A 16080-nucleotide genomic window follows, 5' to 3' on the forward strand; every position below is an offset into this window, starting at 1 on the left:
GCAGCACGCCACGCACCGCATCGAATACCACGGGTTCATAGCCGGGCCCAGCCGGCACGGCGCTCTGGCGCACCACGATCACGTGCAGTCCCAGCACCTGCAATAACTTGCCCAGCCATTGCCCGATCGGGCCCCAACCGACGATGGTGGCAGTCTGCCCCGCCAGATCGCGCGGCAGCCCGGAGCCAATCAGCGGCGCCCAGCGGCGYTCATGCTGGGCCGCCAGCATCTGCGGAAAATGCCGCGCTAGCGCCAGCACACCCGCCAACGCGGTCTGTGCCACCACGCCCGCGTTGGCACCGGAGGAAGTCGTCACCGCCACGCCGCGCGCACGCAACTCGCCAAACACGGCGCGGTCCGCGCCAGCCGAATGCGTATGCGCCCAGCGCAGCCCGGGGCTTGCCAGCATGGCATCGTAAAAGCGCCGGGTGGCGGGCAGGATTTCGTGCTTGGTGGACAGCCCGGTGACATCGCGCGAGACAAAGGCGATATCGGCGTCCAGCCCGGGGGCATCGTTTTGCCCCTGCCCCGACGGCACCACCACTGGCACGAAAGCCCCGCCAAGCGCCTCGCCAATCGGCGTGCCGTAATGCTGCAAGGCTTGTTCCGACAGCAGGATGCGCAAAGGCTGCGCGACTGCCGGCTGGTTCGTATTCACGCGCACGTTCATTCCAGGGAAGCACCCGAGTCACGCACCACGACTTTCCATTTGGCGTATTCCTTTTGCGTGAACTTGCCGAACTGCTCCGGCGAGCCACCCACGGGATCCGCCCCTTCCCGCACCATCTGCGCCTGCAGCGACGGCAGCGCTTCGTCGACGGCCTGATTGACCTTGTTGATCACCGCCTGCGGCGTGCCCTTGGGCGCGAACACGCCGAACCAGGAACCGGCCTCGAAGCCGGGGAAGCCCTTTTCGGCTACCGTGGGCACGTCCGGCAGCGATGGCGAACGGCGCGCGCTGCTGACCGCCAGCGCGCGCAGCTTGCCGGCCTTGATATGCGCGATGACCGACGGGATCGTGGCAAACATGAACTGCACCCGGCCGGACAACAGATCGTTGAGCGCGTCCGCGCCCTTGTAGGGGATATGCGTGGCCTCGGTGCCGATGCGCTGCGTCAACATGAAGCTGGAGAGCTGCGACGAGGTGCCCACGCCGGTTGAGCTGTAGTTCAGCTTGCCCGGATTGGCCTTGGCGTAGACGACGAATTCTTCGAGCGTCTTGGCCGGCAGCGAGGGATGCGCCACCAGCACGTTGGGCACATCGGCAATCTGCACCACCGGCACCAGGTCAGTCAGCGGATCGTAGTTCAGGCGCTTGTACAGCGTCTGGTTGATCGAGATCGGGCCGACCGAGTTGACCAGCAGCGTATAGCCATCGGCCGGCGAGCGGACCACAGCCTCGGTGCCGATATTGCCACCGGCGCCGGGACGGTTGTCTACCACGAAGGATTGCCTGAACTTCTGCGCCAGCACCTGGCTGACGCTGCGCGCCAGGATATCGGTGGTGCCGCCAGCGGTGAAGGCCACCACCACGCGCACCGGCTTGGCCGGGTAGTCATCGCCAGGGGCGGCGATGGCGCCCGTGCCTGCGATAGCGCAGGCGAACGAGATGGCGGCCGAGATGGCGGCCGATTTGGCGCGGGCCAGTGCGGGGCTTTTGTGCATGTTGTCTCTCTCCGTTCGTTTTTTCGTTATCGCTTTTGCAGCCACTTTGCAGCCACTTTTGCAGCCGCTATCGCCGCCGGAAGGCCGCCCCGCCTCAGTCGCGGAAGCTCGGATCCAGCCGGTCCAGCTTGCGCAGCAGCGCCGGCCACTCCATGACGCCGTAGGGGCGGCGCGTGCCGGGCTGGTAGTTGTTCCAGGTTTCCTGCAGCACGTCGGCGCCCACCTCGCGCAACGGTGTGTTGCAGGACATCGCACCGATCTGCGCGCGGCAGGCCAGCTCCAGCCGGTGCATCCAGTTGAAGGCTTCCCCAACCGTATTGCCCACCGTGAGTGCGCCGTGGTTGCGCAGGATCAGGGCCTCGCCTTTGCCGAGGTCGTCAAGCAGCGAGGCCTGCTCGGCGGTGTCGAGCACCACACCCTGGTAGTCGTGATAGCCGATCTTGAGAAAGCGCATGGCGGTCTGTGTGAGCGGCAAGAGCCCGCAGTCCAGCGACGATACGGCCATGGAGGCCCAGCTATGAGTGTGGATCACGCAGGCCACTTCCGGGCGCGCTTCGTGCACGGCGCTGTGGATCACGTAGCCGGCCTTGTTGATGCCGTAGTTGAGCGCGCCGAAATCCGGCTTGGCGAGGATGTTGCCGGCGTGGTCCACCTTGATCAGGCTGGAGGCGGTGATCTCCTCGTACATCATGCCGTAGGCGTTGATCAGGAAGGCGCCGTCCTCGCCTGGCACGCGCACCGAGATATGGTTGGCCATCATGTCGGCCATGCCGTACAGCTCCACCAGCCGGTAGCAGGCGGCCAGATCCACGCGCGCCTGCCATTCGGCATCGGTGCACTGGTCCCGCATCGAGGAAATGGCGAGGATGCCGGGCTTTGTCATGAGGTTCTCCTTGGTCTCTTGAATGCTTGATGTTCAGTCCGAGCCAAGCGCCAGGTTGCTGGGCCGGCGTTTTTCGATATTCCACTTGAGCAGCGCCGCGCTGCGGTAGATGCCGTGCGCGAACTTGCCGTAAGGCAGCGTCAGGAACAACGCCATCACCACGCCAAGGTGCACCGCCAGCAGCAGCGCCATGGCCGCGGTGTCGCGCCAGGCCAGCAGCGCCAGCCCCGTCAGGCTGGTGAAAAACAGCAGCGCGATAAAGCCGCGGTCCATCGGCTTCTGGGCCGCATCGCCGGTGCGCGGATCGCGCTTCAGGTTGAGCCAGAGCAGACCCGCCGGGCCGATCAGCAAGCCGATGCCGCCTGCCGTGCCCAGCAGCACCGGCAGGCTGGTGGGCGCATACGGTGCGTGCAGGCCCAGCAGGTAGTGGTAAAGCGTGGCGACCGCCGTGGCGGCAAAGCACAGCATGAAGCCATAGAACGTGAAATGGTGGAAGCGCCGGCGCCACAGGGTGAACGCGTCGTCCGCGTTGTTGCAACCCTGGCCGTGGCCGCCGTCCAGGTAGCGCAGCCGCAATGCATCGTGCGCCGCGCCGCCGACGGCCGGGCCGCGAGCCTCGCCTTGCAGCTCGCCGGGCGATACCTTGCGCCAGAAGCGCGTCACGCCCACGCCCAGCGCCAGCACCGCGCAGCCGAATACCAGGCCGAACATCGCCGCCAGCAGGTTGTGCGGGAAGATGGCGTAGAAGTTGCCGGCCAGCGGTGCGTGCAGCAGGCTGCCGCGCATGGCAAGCACCATCACCAGGAACAACGCCAGCCCGGCTGCCAGCGCCAGCGCGGTGGCCAGGCCGGCGCGGCGGTACAGCCCGCCGAGAGCGGCGGGCCAGGCATAGTCGGCGTAGGTCTGGACCCGCACCTTGGCCATGGCCTGCGGCACGTTGACCGCGAACTCGTGCGGCGGCGCGTACTGGCAGGCGTGGTAGCAAGCGCCGCAGTTGTGGCACAGGTTGGACAGGTAGTGGATATCGGCCTTGCCGAACTCCAGCCGGCGCGTCATGGCGGGAAACACCGCGCAAAAGCCTTCGCAATAACGGCAGGCATTGCAGATCTGCATGACGCGGCCTACTTCTGCCTCGTCCCCGGTGAGCGGCAGCGCGCCCTGGGCCAGCGCCGCCGCTTCGCGCGTCAGCGCTTCAAGATGTTGCATGCTGCTCTTCCTGGAATGCGTTGTGACTGGGCCGCCCGAGCGCGGCGGCTGCGGCCTGGGTGCCGGCGATGCGGCCGAAGGCGGTGCCGATGGCCATGCCGACACCTGCCGTATAGCCCTTGCCGAGCACGTTGCCGGCCATCATCTCACCGGCCACAAACAGGTTGGCGCTGGGCTTGCCGCCGAAGTGCACGGCGGCGTGCTCGTTCACCTTGAGGCCKAGGTAGGTAAAGGTGATGCCGGGGCGCAGGGCGTAGCCAAAGAACGGCGCGGTATCGATCGGCCGGGCCCAGTGGGTCTTGGCCGGGGCAATGCCCTCGGTGTGGCAGTCGTCCAGCACGGTGTGGTCGAAGGTGCCGACCCGGCACGCCGCGTTGTAAGCCTCGATGGTGCGCATGAAGGGGGCCTCGTCCAGCCCGAGCTGGCGCGCCAGTTCCGGCAGCGTGTTGGCGCGCACGCCCGGGAATACCGGCGGCATGAAGCGGCCTACGGCCTTGGCGTCGATGATCGAATAACCGATCTGCCCGGGCTGCTGCGCGACCAGGCGCCCCCAGATGGCGTAGCGCTTGGGCCAGAAGTCCTCGCCCTCGTCGTAGAAGCGCTCGGCGTTGCGGTTGAGCATCACGCCCAGCGAGACGCAGTCCACCCGGGTGCAGATGCCGCCGTCGTACAGCGGCGCGCGCGCGTCGATGGCCACGCAGTGCGATTGGGAAGGGTCGCCAATGGCATCCGCCCCGGCTTCGATCATGAACTTGAGCAGCACGCCCATGTTGAAGCGGGTGCCGCGGATCAGGAAGTTGTCGGCCGGCCAGTCACCGTCGGCGTTCTGGCCCCAGGCCTCGCGCAGCCATTCGCGGTTGGACTCGAAGCCGCCGGCGGCCAGCACGCAGCTGCGCGCCTCGATGCGCTCGCTGCCGATGCGGGCGGCCATGAAGCGGTCGCCGTCCAGCTCGATGGCGTCCACCKGGGCGTTGTAGCGCACCTGCACGCCAAGGGCTTCGGCGCTGCGGAAGTACGCGTTGACCAGTGCCTTGCCGCCGCCCATGAAGAAGGCATTGGTGCGCGCCACATGCAGCGCGCCTGACAGCGGCGGCTGGAAGTGCACGCCATGGCTGCGCATCCAGTCGCGGCAGGTGGAGGAGGCGCGGATGGCCAGGCGGGCCAGGCGTTCGTCGGTCAGGCCGCCGGTGACCTTGAGCAGGTCTTGCCAGTATTCCTCTTCGGGATAGGCCTCGATCAGCACGTCTTGTGGCACGTCGTGCATGCAGCGCAGGTTGCGGGTGTGCTGGGAGTTGCCGCCGCGCCACTCGCGCGGGGCGGCTTCCAGCAGCAGCACGCTGGCGCCGGCTTCACGCGCCATCAGGGCCGCGCACAGGGCGGCATTGCCGCCGCCGATAACCAGGACGTCGATCATGGGCGCGCGCCTCCGGCAAGGCTCGGCAAAGCCGGCAGGGACAGCTCCCGGATTTGAGTAATGGACAGCACGATGAGGGTTCCGGTGGGGATGCCCGCACTGTAGCGGCCCGCCGGCGTCCTGCTAAGCCCCCGGATCGCATGGGGGCATCACGAATCGTGATACCCCCGGGGGCGCCCGTGCATCATCCCTGCGGCCCAAGCAGCCGTGCACCTCGCCAAGCGCCGGAGCGCACCAGTTCGCGGGCGCAATCAGCCAGCACCACGCGCAAGGCCAGCGCGGCGGGCGACAGTTCGTCATCGGAGAGGCTGCACAGCACGTTCTGGCGCCGCACCTTGGGGTCCGCGATCTCGGCCAGGTGGAAACGCGCCTGCGCATCGGCATAGCGCCCCACCGCGGCCCAAGGCTGCAGGGTGGCGCCAAACCCGAGGTCGACGGCGTCCATCAGCATGRCCAGGGAATCCACCTCCTGCACCACCTGCGGCACGATCTTCACGCGGGCGAAGGCGGCATCGAGCGTGCTGCGCAGCCCATGCAGGCCGGTCGGCATGATCAGCGGCACGTCCCGCAACTGCGCCATGCGCAGCCGCTGCGGCGCCTCGGCCTCGGCCTCGGCCGGCAGCGCACGGCGCGAGCGGATCAGGAACAGCGTTTCCTCGAGCAGCGGCGTCACGCTCCAGCGGCGCGCCACAACGGTGTCGAACAGCACGGCCAGGTCGAGCTGGCGGGCGTTGAGCATGGCGCTGAGGTGGCCGGACAGGCTCTCCACCATATGCAGGCGCACATCGGGATAGCGCTCGCGCATGGCGCGCATCAGCGGCACGCCGATGACCGAAGCGGTGGTAGGCGCCAGCCCCACGCTGACCGTACCGGACAGCCGTGCATGGTGGGCGGCGCGCTTGGCCTGCTCGGCATGGCGCAAGGCAAGCTGGGCCTCGCGGAAGAAGGCCAGCCCGGCCTCGGTGGGCGTCACGCCGCGCGTGGTCCGGCGCAGCAGCCGGGTGGACAGCTCGCTCTCCAGCCGGCTGATCTGCTGGCTCATGGCGGATTGCACCATATCGAGGTCGAGCGCCGCGCGGCTCATGCTGCCGAGTTCCACCACGCGGACGAAATACTGAAGCTGGCGCAGTTCCATCGGGTTCCCCGGCCTGGATTCGTGTCTGGATTCGTGTCTGCGACGCTTATACCAGATGGCGAGCCAGCGGTGGCCGCCGGGTCAGGCCTCGTCGAAGCCGCTGTAACTACGCGCGCACCCGCATCCCCGGCATGACGTACCGGGCACTGGCTCGCCAGGATGCCGCCAGCCGGGTGCTGGTGGCGCATCGCACCGGGGCGCTGTCACCCATCATGCGTCGGTTCCTGGCATTTTTTAAGGTTGGCGGCTAAGGCAAGGACGGCGCGGAAAATGCGTCCCGCCGGGCAATAGCGGCGTATTCACCACGCCGCGGGGCGCCGCCATGCACTCGCGCGGGGAAATGTCTGCACATTGCTGTTTCGGCCCTACAGTTCCCCTCCAGCCTTCCGTTAGCCGGGGCATGCTGGCCGACAACAAAATTGTCGGAGGCCTTTCTTAACCACCGCCCCTACCCAACGCGCATGCTTCTCTCGCTCCGTACACGCATTACGGCGACCTGTGTCGCCATCGTTGTCACCGCCTTGTCGGCCTCCACCGGCATCACCTACGTAGTCACGAAGCACAGCGACGAACGCGCGCTGCGGCAAAACCTCGCCACCATCACCCAAGGCAACGCGCAAGCCATCACCGAGTGGCTGACCGCGCGRGCCGCCATGGTGCAAGCCGTATCGCCGGAGAGCCTTTCCACCGATCCCATGTCCGCGGTCACACAGCTGGAAAAATCCGGCGGCTTTGTCGTGGCCTATGCGGGCTACCCGGACAAGCATGCGGTGTTTTCCCGCGACCTCGGCATCCCCGCCGACTACGATCCCACGGGCCGCCCGTGGTACCAGGCCGCCGTCAGCGCCGGCAAGCTGGTCATCACGCAGCCGTATGAAGATGTCGCGACCAAGAAGCTCGTGGTGACGCTGGCCCTGCCTGTGCTGGCCAATGGCCAGTTGAAGGCCGTGGTGGCCGCCGATGTGAACCTGGACGCCGTGACCTCCACCGTCAACGGCATCCACCCCACCCCCGCCAGCTTTGCCTTCCTGGCCGACAAGAGCGGGCGCATCGTGGCGCATCCGGATGCCAAGCTCAACCTCAAGCCAGCCACTGACCTGTCCGCCGACCTGAGCGCGAACGTCCTGGCCAAGCTGTCGGATCCCGAGCAGCCCCTCGCGGTCAAGATCGCCGGCGCCACCAAGCTGCTGCATGCGGAGCCGGTCAAGAACTCCGACTGGGAACTGGTGGTTGCCATGGATGAGGACGAAGCCCTGGCCGGCCTGCGCCATGTGCTGCAGGCCATGTTCATGACCCTGGTGACGGTGGCCTTCCTCGCTGCGGGAGCCGGCTCGGTCATGACGGCCTCTGCGTTCCGGCGGCTGTCCCAGGTGCGCGAGGYCATGGATGAAATCGGCTCCGGAAACGGCGACCTGACCAAGCGCCTGCCGGCCGACGGCAACGATGAGGTCACGCAGATCGCCCGCGCGTTCAACCAGTTTGCCGACAAGCTCGCCACCGTGCTGATCGATATCCGGGACAGCAGCGAATCGGTTCGCACAGCAACCGCCGAAATCTCGCAGGGCAATATCGACCTGTCCTCGCGTACCGAGCAAGCCGCGGCCAGCCTCGAGCAGACAGCGGCTGCCATGGACGAGCTCACCGGCACCGTGCAGAACTCGGCCGAGGCCGCCGTGCGCGCCGGCGAGCTGGCGGCGGCGGCCTCGCAGGTCGCCAACCGGGGGGGCGATGCCGTCTCTCGCGTGGTGACCACCATGCAGGAAATCTCGACCGCCTCCGCCAAGATCCACGACATCATCGGTGTCATCGACGGCATCGCCTTCCAGACCAACATCCTGGCGCTCAACGCTGCCGTGGAAGCCGCCCGCGCCGGCGAACAGGGACGCGGATTCGCCGTGGTGGCTGGCGAAGTGCGCACGCTGGCCCAGCGCAGCGCCCAGGCCGCCAAGGAGATCAAGGGACTGATCAGCAAATCGGTGGCCAAGGTGGACTCGGGCGCGGAACTGGTGCGGGACGCCGGCGAGACCATGAACAGCATCGTGGCCAGCGTGAAGCAGGTCGAGCAGGTGCTGCGCGAAATCTCGAATGCCGGCAGCGAGCAAAGCGTGGGCATCACGCAGGTCAACCAGGCCGTGAGCCAGCTCGACGGGGCAACGCAGCAGAACGCGGCGCTGGTCGAGCAAGCCTCGGCGGCCGCCGGTTTCCTGCATGAGCAAGCCAACAAGCTGGCCGATGCGGTGGGCCAGTTCCGCCTGGCCAGGGCGCATGGCGGCGCAATGGGGTCCGGGGCTTGAACCGCTGACAAAGCCGGATCTGCGTTGCCGCGCTCCCCTCTCCCAACCCCCTGAGGGGAGAGGGAGAGACAGCCGTCGTCATGGCGCGCGGCTTTGGCCTGCTCAGCGGCTTTGGCGCGTGTTTGAGGAAATATCCTGAGTACTGGCATCGTCGATGTGGCATAAAATCCACACGACATCACGATCAGCGCCCCGCAAGGCAAGGAGAACTCCCCGCATGACTGTATTCCAAGGGACTGGCGCCCTTTTCACCCTCATCGCCATTTTCGGCGTCATCAACCACCGCTTCATCAAGCTGCCCGACACCCTGGGCATCACCGCCGTCGGGCTGGTGACCTGCCTGAGCGTGTCCATCCTCGGCTTCAACCATCCTGAAATGGTCGCGCAGGCCCGCAAGCTCGTGGCCCAGATCGATTTCTCCGACGTGGTCTTCCACGGCCTGCTCAGCCTGCTGCTGTTCGCCGGCGCCCTGCACGTCGACCTCTCGCGCATGCGCCGGCAGCGCCGGGCCGTGGTCATGCTGGCCACGGTTGGCGTGGTGATCTCGACCGCCGCGGTCGGGTTCGGCTTCTTCTATGTCGCACAGTGGCTGGGCCACCCGGTCAGCMTGCTGTGGTGCCTGGTGTTCGGCGCGCTGATTTCCCCTACTGACCCGATCGCCGTGCTCAGCGTGCTCAAGAACGCGGGCGCATCGGAGAGCCTGGAAACCAAGATTGCGGGCGAATCGCTGTTCAACGACGGCACCGCGGTGGTGGCATTCCTGACCCTGGTGGGGCTAGCGACCGGCGCCACCGAATTCTCTGCTTCGCACGTGGCGCTCGCGCTGGTGCGCGAAGTGCTGGGCGCCGTGGTGCTGGGCGTTGTGGTGGGCTATGTGGCGTCGATGCTGCTGCGCGGGATCGACAGTTATCCGGTCGAGATCCTGATCACGCTGGCGCTCGCCACCGGCGGCTACAGCCTGGCCGAGACGGTGCACGTGTCCGCGCCGCTGTCGGTGGTCATCATGGGCCTGGTGATCGGYAACCATAGCACCAGCAAGTCAATGTCGGAGAAAACCCGCGAGCACTTGTTCAATTTCTGGGGCCTGCTGGACGAGTTGCTCAACCTGGTGCTGTTTGGCCTGATCGGGCTGGAGATCATCGCGCTGTCGCTGCAGCTGCATATCGTCTGGCTGGGGCTGGCGGCGATTCCCGTGGTGCTGATTGCCCGCGGCATCAGCGTGGCCATCCCGCTGCTGGCGCTGCAGAATTTCCGCCGGCTCAATCCGCACTCGGCCACCATCATGACCTGGGGCGGGCTGCGCGGCGGCATCTCGATCGCGCTGGCGCTATCGCTGCCGGAGTTCGCCGGCCGCGAGATGCTGATCGGCGTGACTTACCTGGTGGTGGTGTTCAGCCTGCTGATCCAGGCCACCACGCTGGGCAAGCTGGTCAAGCACCTGAATGGCCTGAGCCCGAAGCCATAGCGGAGACGGCATCGGCAAGCGGGCGGCRGGACTCACCCGCCGCCCGTGCCTGGCTTACAGCCGGCTCTGGTAAATCTTGTCGAACTCGCCGCCATCGGCAAAATGCCGGGTCTGCGCCTGCGCCCAGCTGCCAAACACATCGCTGACGGAGAACAGCTGGATCGGCCGGAACAGCGCCGCGTGGGCCTTGAGCATCGCCGCAGAGCGCGGCCGGTAGAACTGGCGGGCGATCACGTCCTGGCCCGCATCGGACCACAGGTATTGCAGGTAAGCCGTGGCCACCTTGCGCGTGCCGCGCTTGTCCACCACCTTATCGACCACAGCCACCGGCGCTTCGGCGATGATCGACTGGCTTGGGTACACCACCTCGAAGCTGTCTCCCAGCTCCTTGCGGATCTGGTGCACCTCGCTCTCGAAGGTGGCCAGCACATCGCCAAGCTGGCGCTGCGTGAAGCTGGTGGTCGCGCCCCGRCCGCCGGTATCGAGCACCGGCACATTGCGGAACAGCCGGCCCACCGCATCGCGCGCCTGGGCCTCGCTGCCGCCCTTGCGGATGGCCGCGCCCCATGCCGCCAGATACGTGTAGCGCCCGTTGCCCGAGGTCTTGGGATTCGGCACGATCACCTGCACGCCAGCGCGGCCCAGGTCCTCCCAGTCCAGGATGCGCTTGGGATTGCCCTTGCGCACCAGGAACACGATGGTGGAGTAGTACGGCGCCGCGTTGTCCGGCAGGCGCTTCTTCCAGTCCTGCGCCACCACGCCCCGCTGCACCAGGATGTCGATGTCGGTCTCCTGGTTCATGGTCACCACGTCGGCCTCCAGGCCATCCGCTACCGATCGCGCCTGCTTGCTCGATCCGCCGTGCGACTGATTGATGACCAGCGTCTCGCCACTCGCTTGCTTCCAGTTAGCGATAAAACCGGGGTTGATCTCACGGTACAGCTCGCGGGTGACGTCGTAGCCGGCGTTGAGGATGGCGGTGTCGGCCAGCGCGGGAAACGTGGCGCCGAGCAGCAGGCCGGTGGCGAGAATGCGGAGTAGGGATCGGGGTCGGGACATGAATGGCCGCTGGTAGGATCGATCGGATTAATGTCTTGCCGAAAAGACAGGCATGACGCTCGTGATCCTCATTGTCCACAGCAGGGGCATCACAGCGGAACGAAAGATTCCGCATGTCGATAGACGCGAACAAGACAACAGGCGGGGCACGATCACCCCGCCGTCCGCCCTCTCTCACCTCTCACCTCTCACCTCTCACCTCTCACGCTACCTTGGGGAAGTCGATCACCGTATCGTTGACGCGGTTGATCATGTTGGTGAACAGGATCGCGCTGATGGCCTGGATGCTCTCGACGATCTGGCGATCGGTGTAGCCGGCTTCGCGCACATTGGCGACGACGTTGGCGGGCACCGTGCCGGAAGTCGTGGCCACGGCCAGTGCAAAGCGGACCAGCGCGTCGATCTTGCTGTCTTGCGGGTACTCGCCGGCGCGCAGCGCACGCGTTTGCTCGGCGGTATAGCCGGCCATCTTGCCGGTCATGGTGTGCGCGGCCACGCAATAGTCACAACCCGAAGCTTCGCTGACGGCAAGGTTGATCGCTTCGAGCTCACGGGCGCTGAGCGTCGCATTCTTGAGCAGCGCGCCGGTTTGCAGCGCGTGGGCCAGCACCTCGGGGGCATTGCTGCCGATCACCGCGTACGCGTTGGGCACCTTGCCCACGGCGCCCTTGATGGCGGCGAACAGTTGGGCGGCCTGGCCGGTGGCTTCGGCGGGGTTGATGGTGTGAAGACGGGACATGACGGCACTCCTTTCCGGTTGGTTGATGGACCCGCGCTGTGTTTGTTGCGCTGCTTCCATGGACTGAAGTCTAGGCGCGCCAGCCGCGACTTACCGCATATAATCGTCGCATTATCTTGCTCCATCATCTCAATACCGCGTATCCGTCTTGATCTCACCGTTCCCGCCATGGATAGCCTGACCGAACTTGTGCGCATGCTTTCGCCCGCCGGCACCGTCGACCTGCACTGCCACTTCGCCGGCAACTGGCGGGTGGACAACGCGGCGGCGCCCGCCGGCCACCTGCCGTATCACATCATCCTGAACGGGCGGGCGCGCGCGCTGGTGGCGCAAGAGGCCATCTCGCTCGATACGGGCGACGTGCTGCTGTTCCCCCACGGCAGCGCGCACACGCTGCGCAGCCTGCCGGAGGGGACCGAAGGGGCCGCCGGCGCGCCGGCCCAGACGACGCGCTTCAATGGCTTGCTGACCGAGGTGACGATGCCCGGCGACACGCATCCGCTGGACATGCTGTGCGGCACGTTCGTGCTGGGCTTGCCGGGCACGATGCTGTTACGCAACCTGCCACCGGTGCTGCGCGTGGCCACCGCGCAGCGCGCCGATTGCGCCTGGCTGCATGCGCTGATCGACATGATGTGCAGCGAGGCGCAGGCGCCCGAGCCAGGTGGCGCGGCGGTCATCGGACAGCTCTCCACCGCGCTGCTGACCCTGCTCTTGCGCGCGCTGATCGCGCAGGGCGGTGTCACGCATAGCCTGCTGGCGCTGATGGCCGACGCGCGGCTGTCCAAGGCGATCGATGCGGTGCTGCGCGCGCCGGCCGAGCCGTGGTCGGTGGCGTCACTGGCGGCGGTGTGCAATGTGTCGCGCGCCACGTTCGCGCGGCGCTTCACCCTGCTCAGCGGCGAGACGCCGCTGCAGTTCGTGACCACCTTGCGCATGGAAATGGCCGCCCGCCTGCTGACGCTGGACCGCGGCTCCGCAGCCAGCATCGGCGAGCATTGCGGCTATGCCTCGGAGGCCGCGTTCGGGCGCGCCTTCAAGGCGTACTTTGGCGTCGGGCCGGGTATGTTCCGGCGTGCGGCGCGGGAGCGCCGCGCGGCCGCCGCGCAGGCGGCCTCGGCGCGCTAGGCTGCGGCGCGCTGCGCTTCGTAGACCTGCAGGTGGCTATAGGCAATGCGCACCAGCGGCACCGCATGCCCCAGCCGCGCGGCACGCTGCGCCATGTCGCCGACGATGTCGTACGCCTCCAGGCGGGGCGCGCCCTGCGCGATATCGCGCATCATGGAGGCGGCCCAGGCCGAGTMCTCGTCCAGCAGGCGCGCGGCCATGGCCTGAGCCACCGGCTCGGGCAAGGCGTGCCCGGACAAACGCGCCACCGCCGCGCACTCGCCCATGGCCTGCTGCATCAGCGCGCGGCCGTCCACTGTCCTGACGATCTCGCCGACGGCACCACGCATCAGGCAGGTCATCAGCGCGCCGGCCGAGATCATCACCCACTTGTTCCACAGCGCCTGGTCGATGTCCGGTGACAACTCGCGCGTGCCGGGCGTGCTGGCGGCAAGCGCATGGAAGGCGCTGGCCAGGCCCTGTGCCGACTCGGCACGCGCACCCACGATGAGCCTGTCGACCGCGCCTTGATGCACCACCGCGCCAGAGGCGTCCAGCGTGGTGGCAATGTACGAGACGCCGCCAAGCACCCTGTCGCGGCCGTAGCGCGCGTCCAGCGTCTCATACGCGCGCAGCCCGTTGACCAGCGGCAGGATCGCCGCGCGCTTGCCCCCGCGGGCAGACAGTGCCGGGCCCAGCGCGGCCATCGCGCTGTCCAGGTMATAGGTCTTGCATGCCAGCAGGACCAGGTCGTAATCCGCCTTGGCGTGCTCGGCCAGCACCGTCTTCACGGCGGCGCGGATATCGCCAAGCTCGCTGCGCACGGTCAGGCCGTCTCTCGCCAGCGCTTGGGCACGCCGTGGCCGCACCAGGAACGTGACATCCGCCCCCGCCTGCATCAGGCGAGCGCCGTAGTAGCCACCCATGGCGCCAGCGCCCAGGACCAGAATCTTCATGACGTTCCCCGCATCGATGTCCGACTTGCCTAACAGTGGTTAACAGCGCAAAGACAGTGCAAAGACAGTGCAAAGACAGTGCAAAGCGCCTACGGCAGGTCGCTGGCGAGCACCGCGTCGCCCGCTTCCCCGGCTTGCTCCACGCCCCCCAGGAAACCAGCGGCGGATGCCAGGCGCCGGCGCATGCCGTCCGCGGCGGCCGGGCCCGCCACCAGGGCATGCCGCTTGAAGCTCAGCCGCTCGCCCGTGCCGGCATCCACCAGCACGGGATCGACCACCTTGCCGGTTTCCTTGTCGCGCAATTCCACGCTGGGGCCTTCCGGCGCGAAGTGCTTGTTGCCCCAGGCAAGCATGGCCAGCAGCACGGGCAGGAAATCACGCCCGCATTGCGTCAGCACATACTCATAGCGCGGCGGCTTCTCCGAGTACTGCTGGCGCTCCAGCAGTCCCTCCTCCACCAGCGCGGTGAGGCGGCGCGTGAGCATATTGGGCGCGATGTCCAGGTTCTTCTGGAAGTCGTCGAAGCGCCGCGCGCCATAGAACGCTTCGCGCATCAGCAGCATGCTCCACCACTCGCCAACCCGCTCCAGCCCGCGGGCGATGGGGCATTGCATGTTCCTGAAGGTTTTTCTTTGCATGGTTGAGGGCTCCGCTCCGGCATCTTGATACTTTCAACATGATAGCTGGATTGAAACGCCGCAATGCCGCCCCCACCGGTGGCGCTTAATCCAGGGCTTCGAGCGCCAGCGCAATGCCCTGCCCGCCCCCGATGCACAGCGTCACGATGCCGCGGCGCAGCCCATGCGCGCGCATCGCGTACAGCAGGCGCGTGGTGAGCACCGCCCCGGTTGCGCCGATGGGATGGCCATGCGCGATCGCGCCGCCCTCCACGTTGATGATGTCGAGCGGCAATCCGAGTTCGCCCGCCACTGCCAGGGGCACGGCCGCGAAGGCCTCATTGATCTCGATCCACTCGACATCGCCCAGCGCCCATTGCGCGCGCTGCAGCGCCTGGCGCACGGCCGGAACGGGCCCAAGGCCAAACAAGCCCGGCTCGACGGCGCCTACGCCATAGGCCGCCAGCCGGGCCATCGGTGCCAGCCCAAGACGCTCGGCCAGCGATCGTTCGGCGACCAGCATGGCGGCCGCGCCGCTATTGAGCCCCGGTGCATTGCCCGCGGTGATGGTGCCGTCCTTGCGAAACGCCGGACGCAGCTTGCTGAGAATCTCGAATGTGGTGTCCGGCCGCATCGCTTCATCCACGTCGAACGTGGACGTGCCGCCCTTTGCCTTCACGGGCACACCGATAATCTGCTCCACAAAGCGGCCTTGCTCCTGCGCGCGGGCAAAGCGGCTCTGCGAGCGTTCGGCCCAGCGGTCCTGTTCGTCGCGGCTGATCTTGTTACGCGCCACCAGGTCCTCGGTATGCCAGCCGGAGTGCTCACCCGAGAATGCGTCCACCAGACCATCGCGCAGCATGCTGTCCTGCAGTGCCGCGTCGCCCATGCGGCTGCCCCAGCGGGCGGCCGGCATCAGGTAGGGCGCCTGGTCCATATTCTCCATGCCACCGGCGATCGCCACGTCGACATGGCCAAGCCAGATTTCATCGGCGGCGCTGGCAATGGCCTGCGCGCCGGACCCGCACACGCGGTTGACCGTCATCGCCGGCAGCGACACCGGCAGGCCGGCGCCGATGGCCGCCTGCCGGGCGGGATTCATCCTGTTGCCCGCCTGGATCACATTGCCGAACACCACGCTGCCGATCCGCTCCGGATCGACGCCGGAGCGGCGCACCGTCTCGCGGATGACCGCCGCGCCCAGCTCGGTCGCCGGCGTCGCCTTGAGCGAACCGTTATAAGCGCCAATGGCGGTGCGAACGGGGTGGCACAACACGACTTCCCTGGTTTTCATCACAGGCTCCTTGGGTTGGTGGATGAAGCTGGCCGCGCAGCGGCCGGCCATTGCGCTTGCGTATCGCCGGCGCCCGCACCCTGCGGCGCCTTGCAGTAGCGGTTGTCGGCGCGGGCGCATCCCACGCCGGAGTCGCGCGGGCGCTCCGTGCTGGCGTGGATGGTTTGGGCAGCCATGGCGGCAAACAGCGTGGCACAGGCCAGCGCGCTAGTTAAACGGGTGTTCATGATCGATCTCCCTGCGGTG

At 67.2% G+C, this 16080-nt stretch carries 15 protein-coding genes; 3 read left to right on the top strand and 12 right to left on the bottom strand.

Annotation, left to right across the window (positions count from 1 at the left end; all coding sequences use genetic code 11):
• From AC1DS3_RS01565 to AC1DS3_RS01590, 6 genes are all read right to left on the bottom strand, one after another.
• A partial coding sequence (locus AC1DS3_RS01565; RefSeq protein ID WP_477126577.1) for an NAD(P)-dependent oxidoreductase occupies positions 1–658 on the bottom strand: 658 nt, incomplete at its 3' end.
• Positions 659–666: 8 nt separating this feature from the next.
• A complete protein-coding gene (locus AC1DS3_RS01570) occupies positions 667–1665 on the bottom strand; it encodes a Bug family tripartite tricarboxylate transporter substrate binding protein (protein ID WP_441638406.1) in 999 nt (332 codons plus the stop codon).
• 94 nt (positions 1666–1759) lie between these two features.
• Positions 1760–2548 carry a class II aldolase/adducin family protein gene (locus tag AC1DS3_RS01575; RefSeq protein WP_441638408.1) on the bottom strand — a complete coding sequence of 263 codons (789 nt, stop codon included), beginning with the start codon at positions 2546–2548 and terminating at the stop codon, positions 1760–1762.
• A gap of 33 nt (positions 2549–2581) precedes the next feature.
• Positions 2582–3754 carry a tricarballylate utilization 4Fe-4S protein TcuB gene (gene tcuB, locus AC1DS3_RS01580; protein ID WP_441638410.1) on the bottom strand — a complete coding sequence of 391 codons (1173 nt, stop codon included), beginning with the start codon at positions 3752–3754 and terminating at the stop codon, positions 2582–2584.
• Positions 3741–5168: an FAD-dependent tricarballylate dehydrogenase TcuA gene (gene tcuA, locus AC1DS3_RS01585; RefSeq protein WP_477126578.1), complete on the bottom strand. Its 1428-nt coding sequence runs from the start codon at positions 5166–5168 to the stop codon at positions 3741–3743. The genes tcuB and tcuA overlap by 14 nt, the downstream gene beginning before the upstream one ends.
• A gap of 184 nt (positions 5169–5352) precedes the next feature.
• Positions 5353–6303: a LysR family transcriptional regulator gene (locus AC1DS3_RS01590; protein ID WP_477126579.1), complete on the bottom strand. Its 951-nt coding sequence runs from the start codon at positions 6301–6303 to the stop codon at positions 5353–5355.
• 461 nt (positions 6304–6764) lie between these two features.
• Here AC1DS3_RS01590 and AC1DS3_RS01595 point away from each other — a divergent pair, with 461 nt between their 5' ends.
• Positions 6765–8597 carry a methyl-accepting chemotaxis protein gene (locus AC1DS3_RS01595; protein ID WP_477126580.1) on the top strand — a complete coding sequence of 611 codons (1833 nt, stop codon included), beginning with the start codon at positions 6765–6767 and terminating at the stop codon, positions 8595–8597.
• A gap of 217 nt (positions 8598–8814) precedes the next feature.
• Positions 8815–10062, top strand: coding sequence for a cation:proton antiporter (locus tag AC1DS3_RS01600; protein WP_477126581.1), 1248 nt, complete (start codon positions 8815–8817; stop codon positions 10060–10062).
• A 54-nt stretch (positions 10063–10116) separates the two neighbouring features.
• On the opposite strand, the gene AC1DS3_RS01605 is transcribed toward AC1DS3_RS01600, so the two are convergent.
• Both AC1DS3_RS01605 and AC1DS3_RS01610 read right to left on the bottom strand, forming a co-directional pair.
• On the bottom strand, positions 10117–11121 hold the full coding sequence (locus AC1DS3_RS01605; RefSeq protein ID WP_441638420.1) for a sulfate ABC transporter substrate-binding protein: 1005 nt from the start codon (positions 11119–11121) through the stop codon (positions 10117–10119).
• A gap of 202 nt (positions 11122–11323) precedes the next feature.
• Positions 11324–11860, bottom strand: coding sequence for a carboxymuconolactone decarboxylase family protein (locus tag AC1DS3_RS01610; RefSeq protein WP_441638422.1), 537 nt, complete (start codon positions 11858–11860; stop codon positions 11324–11326).
• Positions 11861–12028: 168 nt separating this feature from the next.
• Here AC1DS3_RS01610 and AC1DS3_RS01615 point away from each other — a divergent pair, with 168 nt between their 5' ends.
• On the top strand, positions 12029–12988 hold the full coding sequence (locus tag AC1DS3_RS01615) for a cupin domain-containing protein (protein ID WP_441638424.1): 960 nt from the start codon (positions 12029–12031) through the stop codon (positions 12986–12988).
• On the opposite strand, the gene AC1DS3_RS01620 is transcribed toward AC1DS3_RS01615, so the two are convergent.
• The 4 genes from AC1DS3_RS01620 to AC1DS3_RS01635 all read right to left on the bottom strand — a co-directional run bounded on the left by AC1DS3_RS01620 (position 12985) and on the right by AC1DS3_RS01635 (position 16061).
• Positions 12985–13923: a 2-dehydropantoate 2-reductase gene (locus tag AC1DS3_RS01620; protein ID WP_477126582.1), complete on the bottom strand. Its 939-nt coding sequence runs from the start codon at positions 13921–13923 to the stop codon at positions 12985–12987. The genes AC1DS3_RS01615 and AC1DS3_RS01620 overlap by 4 nt on opposite strands.
• Before the next feature lie 89 nt (positions 13924–14012).
• Complete coding sequence (locus AC1DS3_RS01625; RefSeq protein WP_441638428.1) at positions 14013–14561, bottom strand: winged helix-turn-helix transcriptional regulator; 549 nt, start codon at positions 14559–14561, stop codon at positions 14013–14015.
• Between the two features lie 85 nt (positions 14562–14646).
• On the bottom strand, positions 14647–15834 hold the full coding sequence (locus AC1DS3_RS01630; protein WP_441638430.1) for a thiolase family protein: 1188 nt from the start codon (positions 15832–15834) through the stop codon (positions 14647–14649).
• Positions 15834–16061: a hypothetical protein gene (locus AC1DS3_RS01635; RefSeq protein ID WP_441638432.1), complete on the bottom strand. Its 228-nt coding sequence runs from the start codon at positions 16059–16061 to the stop codon at positions 15834–15836. Before AC1DS3_RS01635 ends, AC1DS3_RS01630 begins: the two co-directional genes overlap by 1 nt.
• Positions 16062–16080: the final 19 nt, after the last annotated feature.

This window comes from Cupriavidus sp. 01L46, assembly GCF_056399905.1.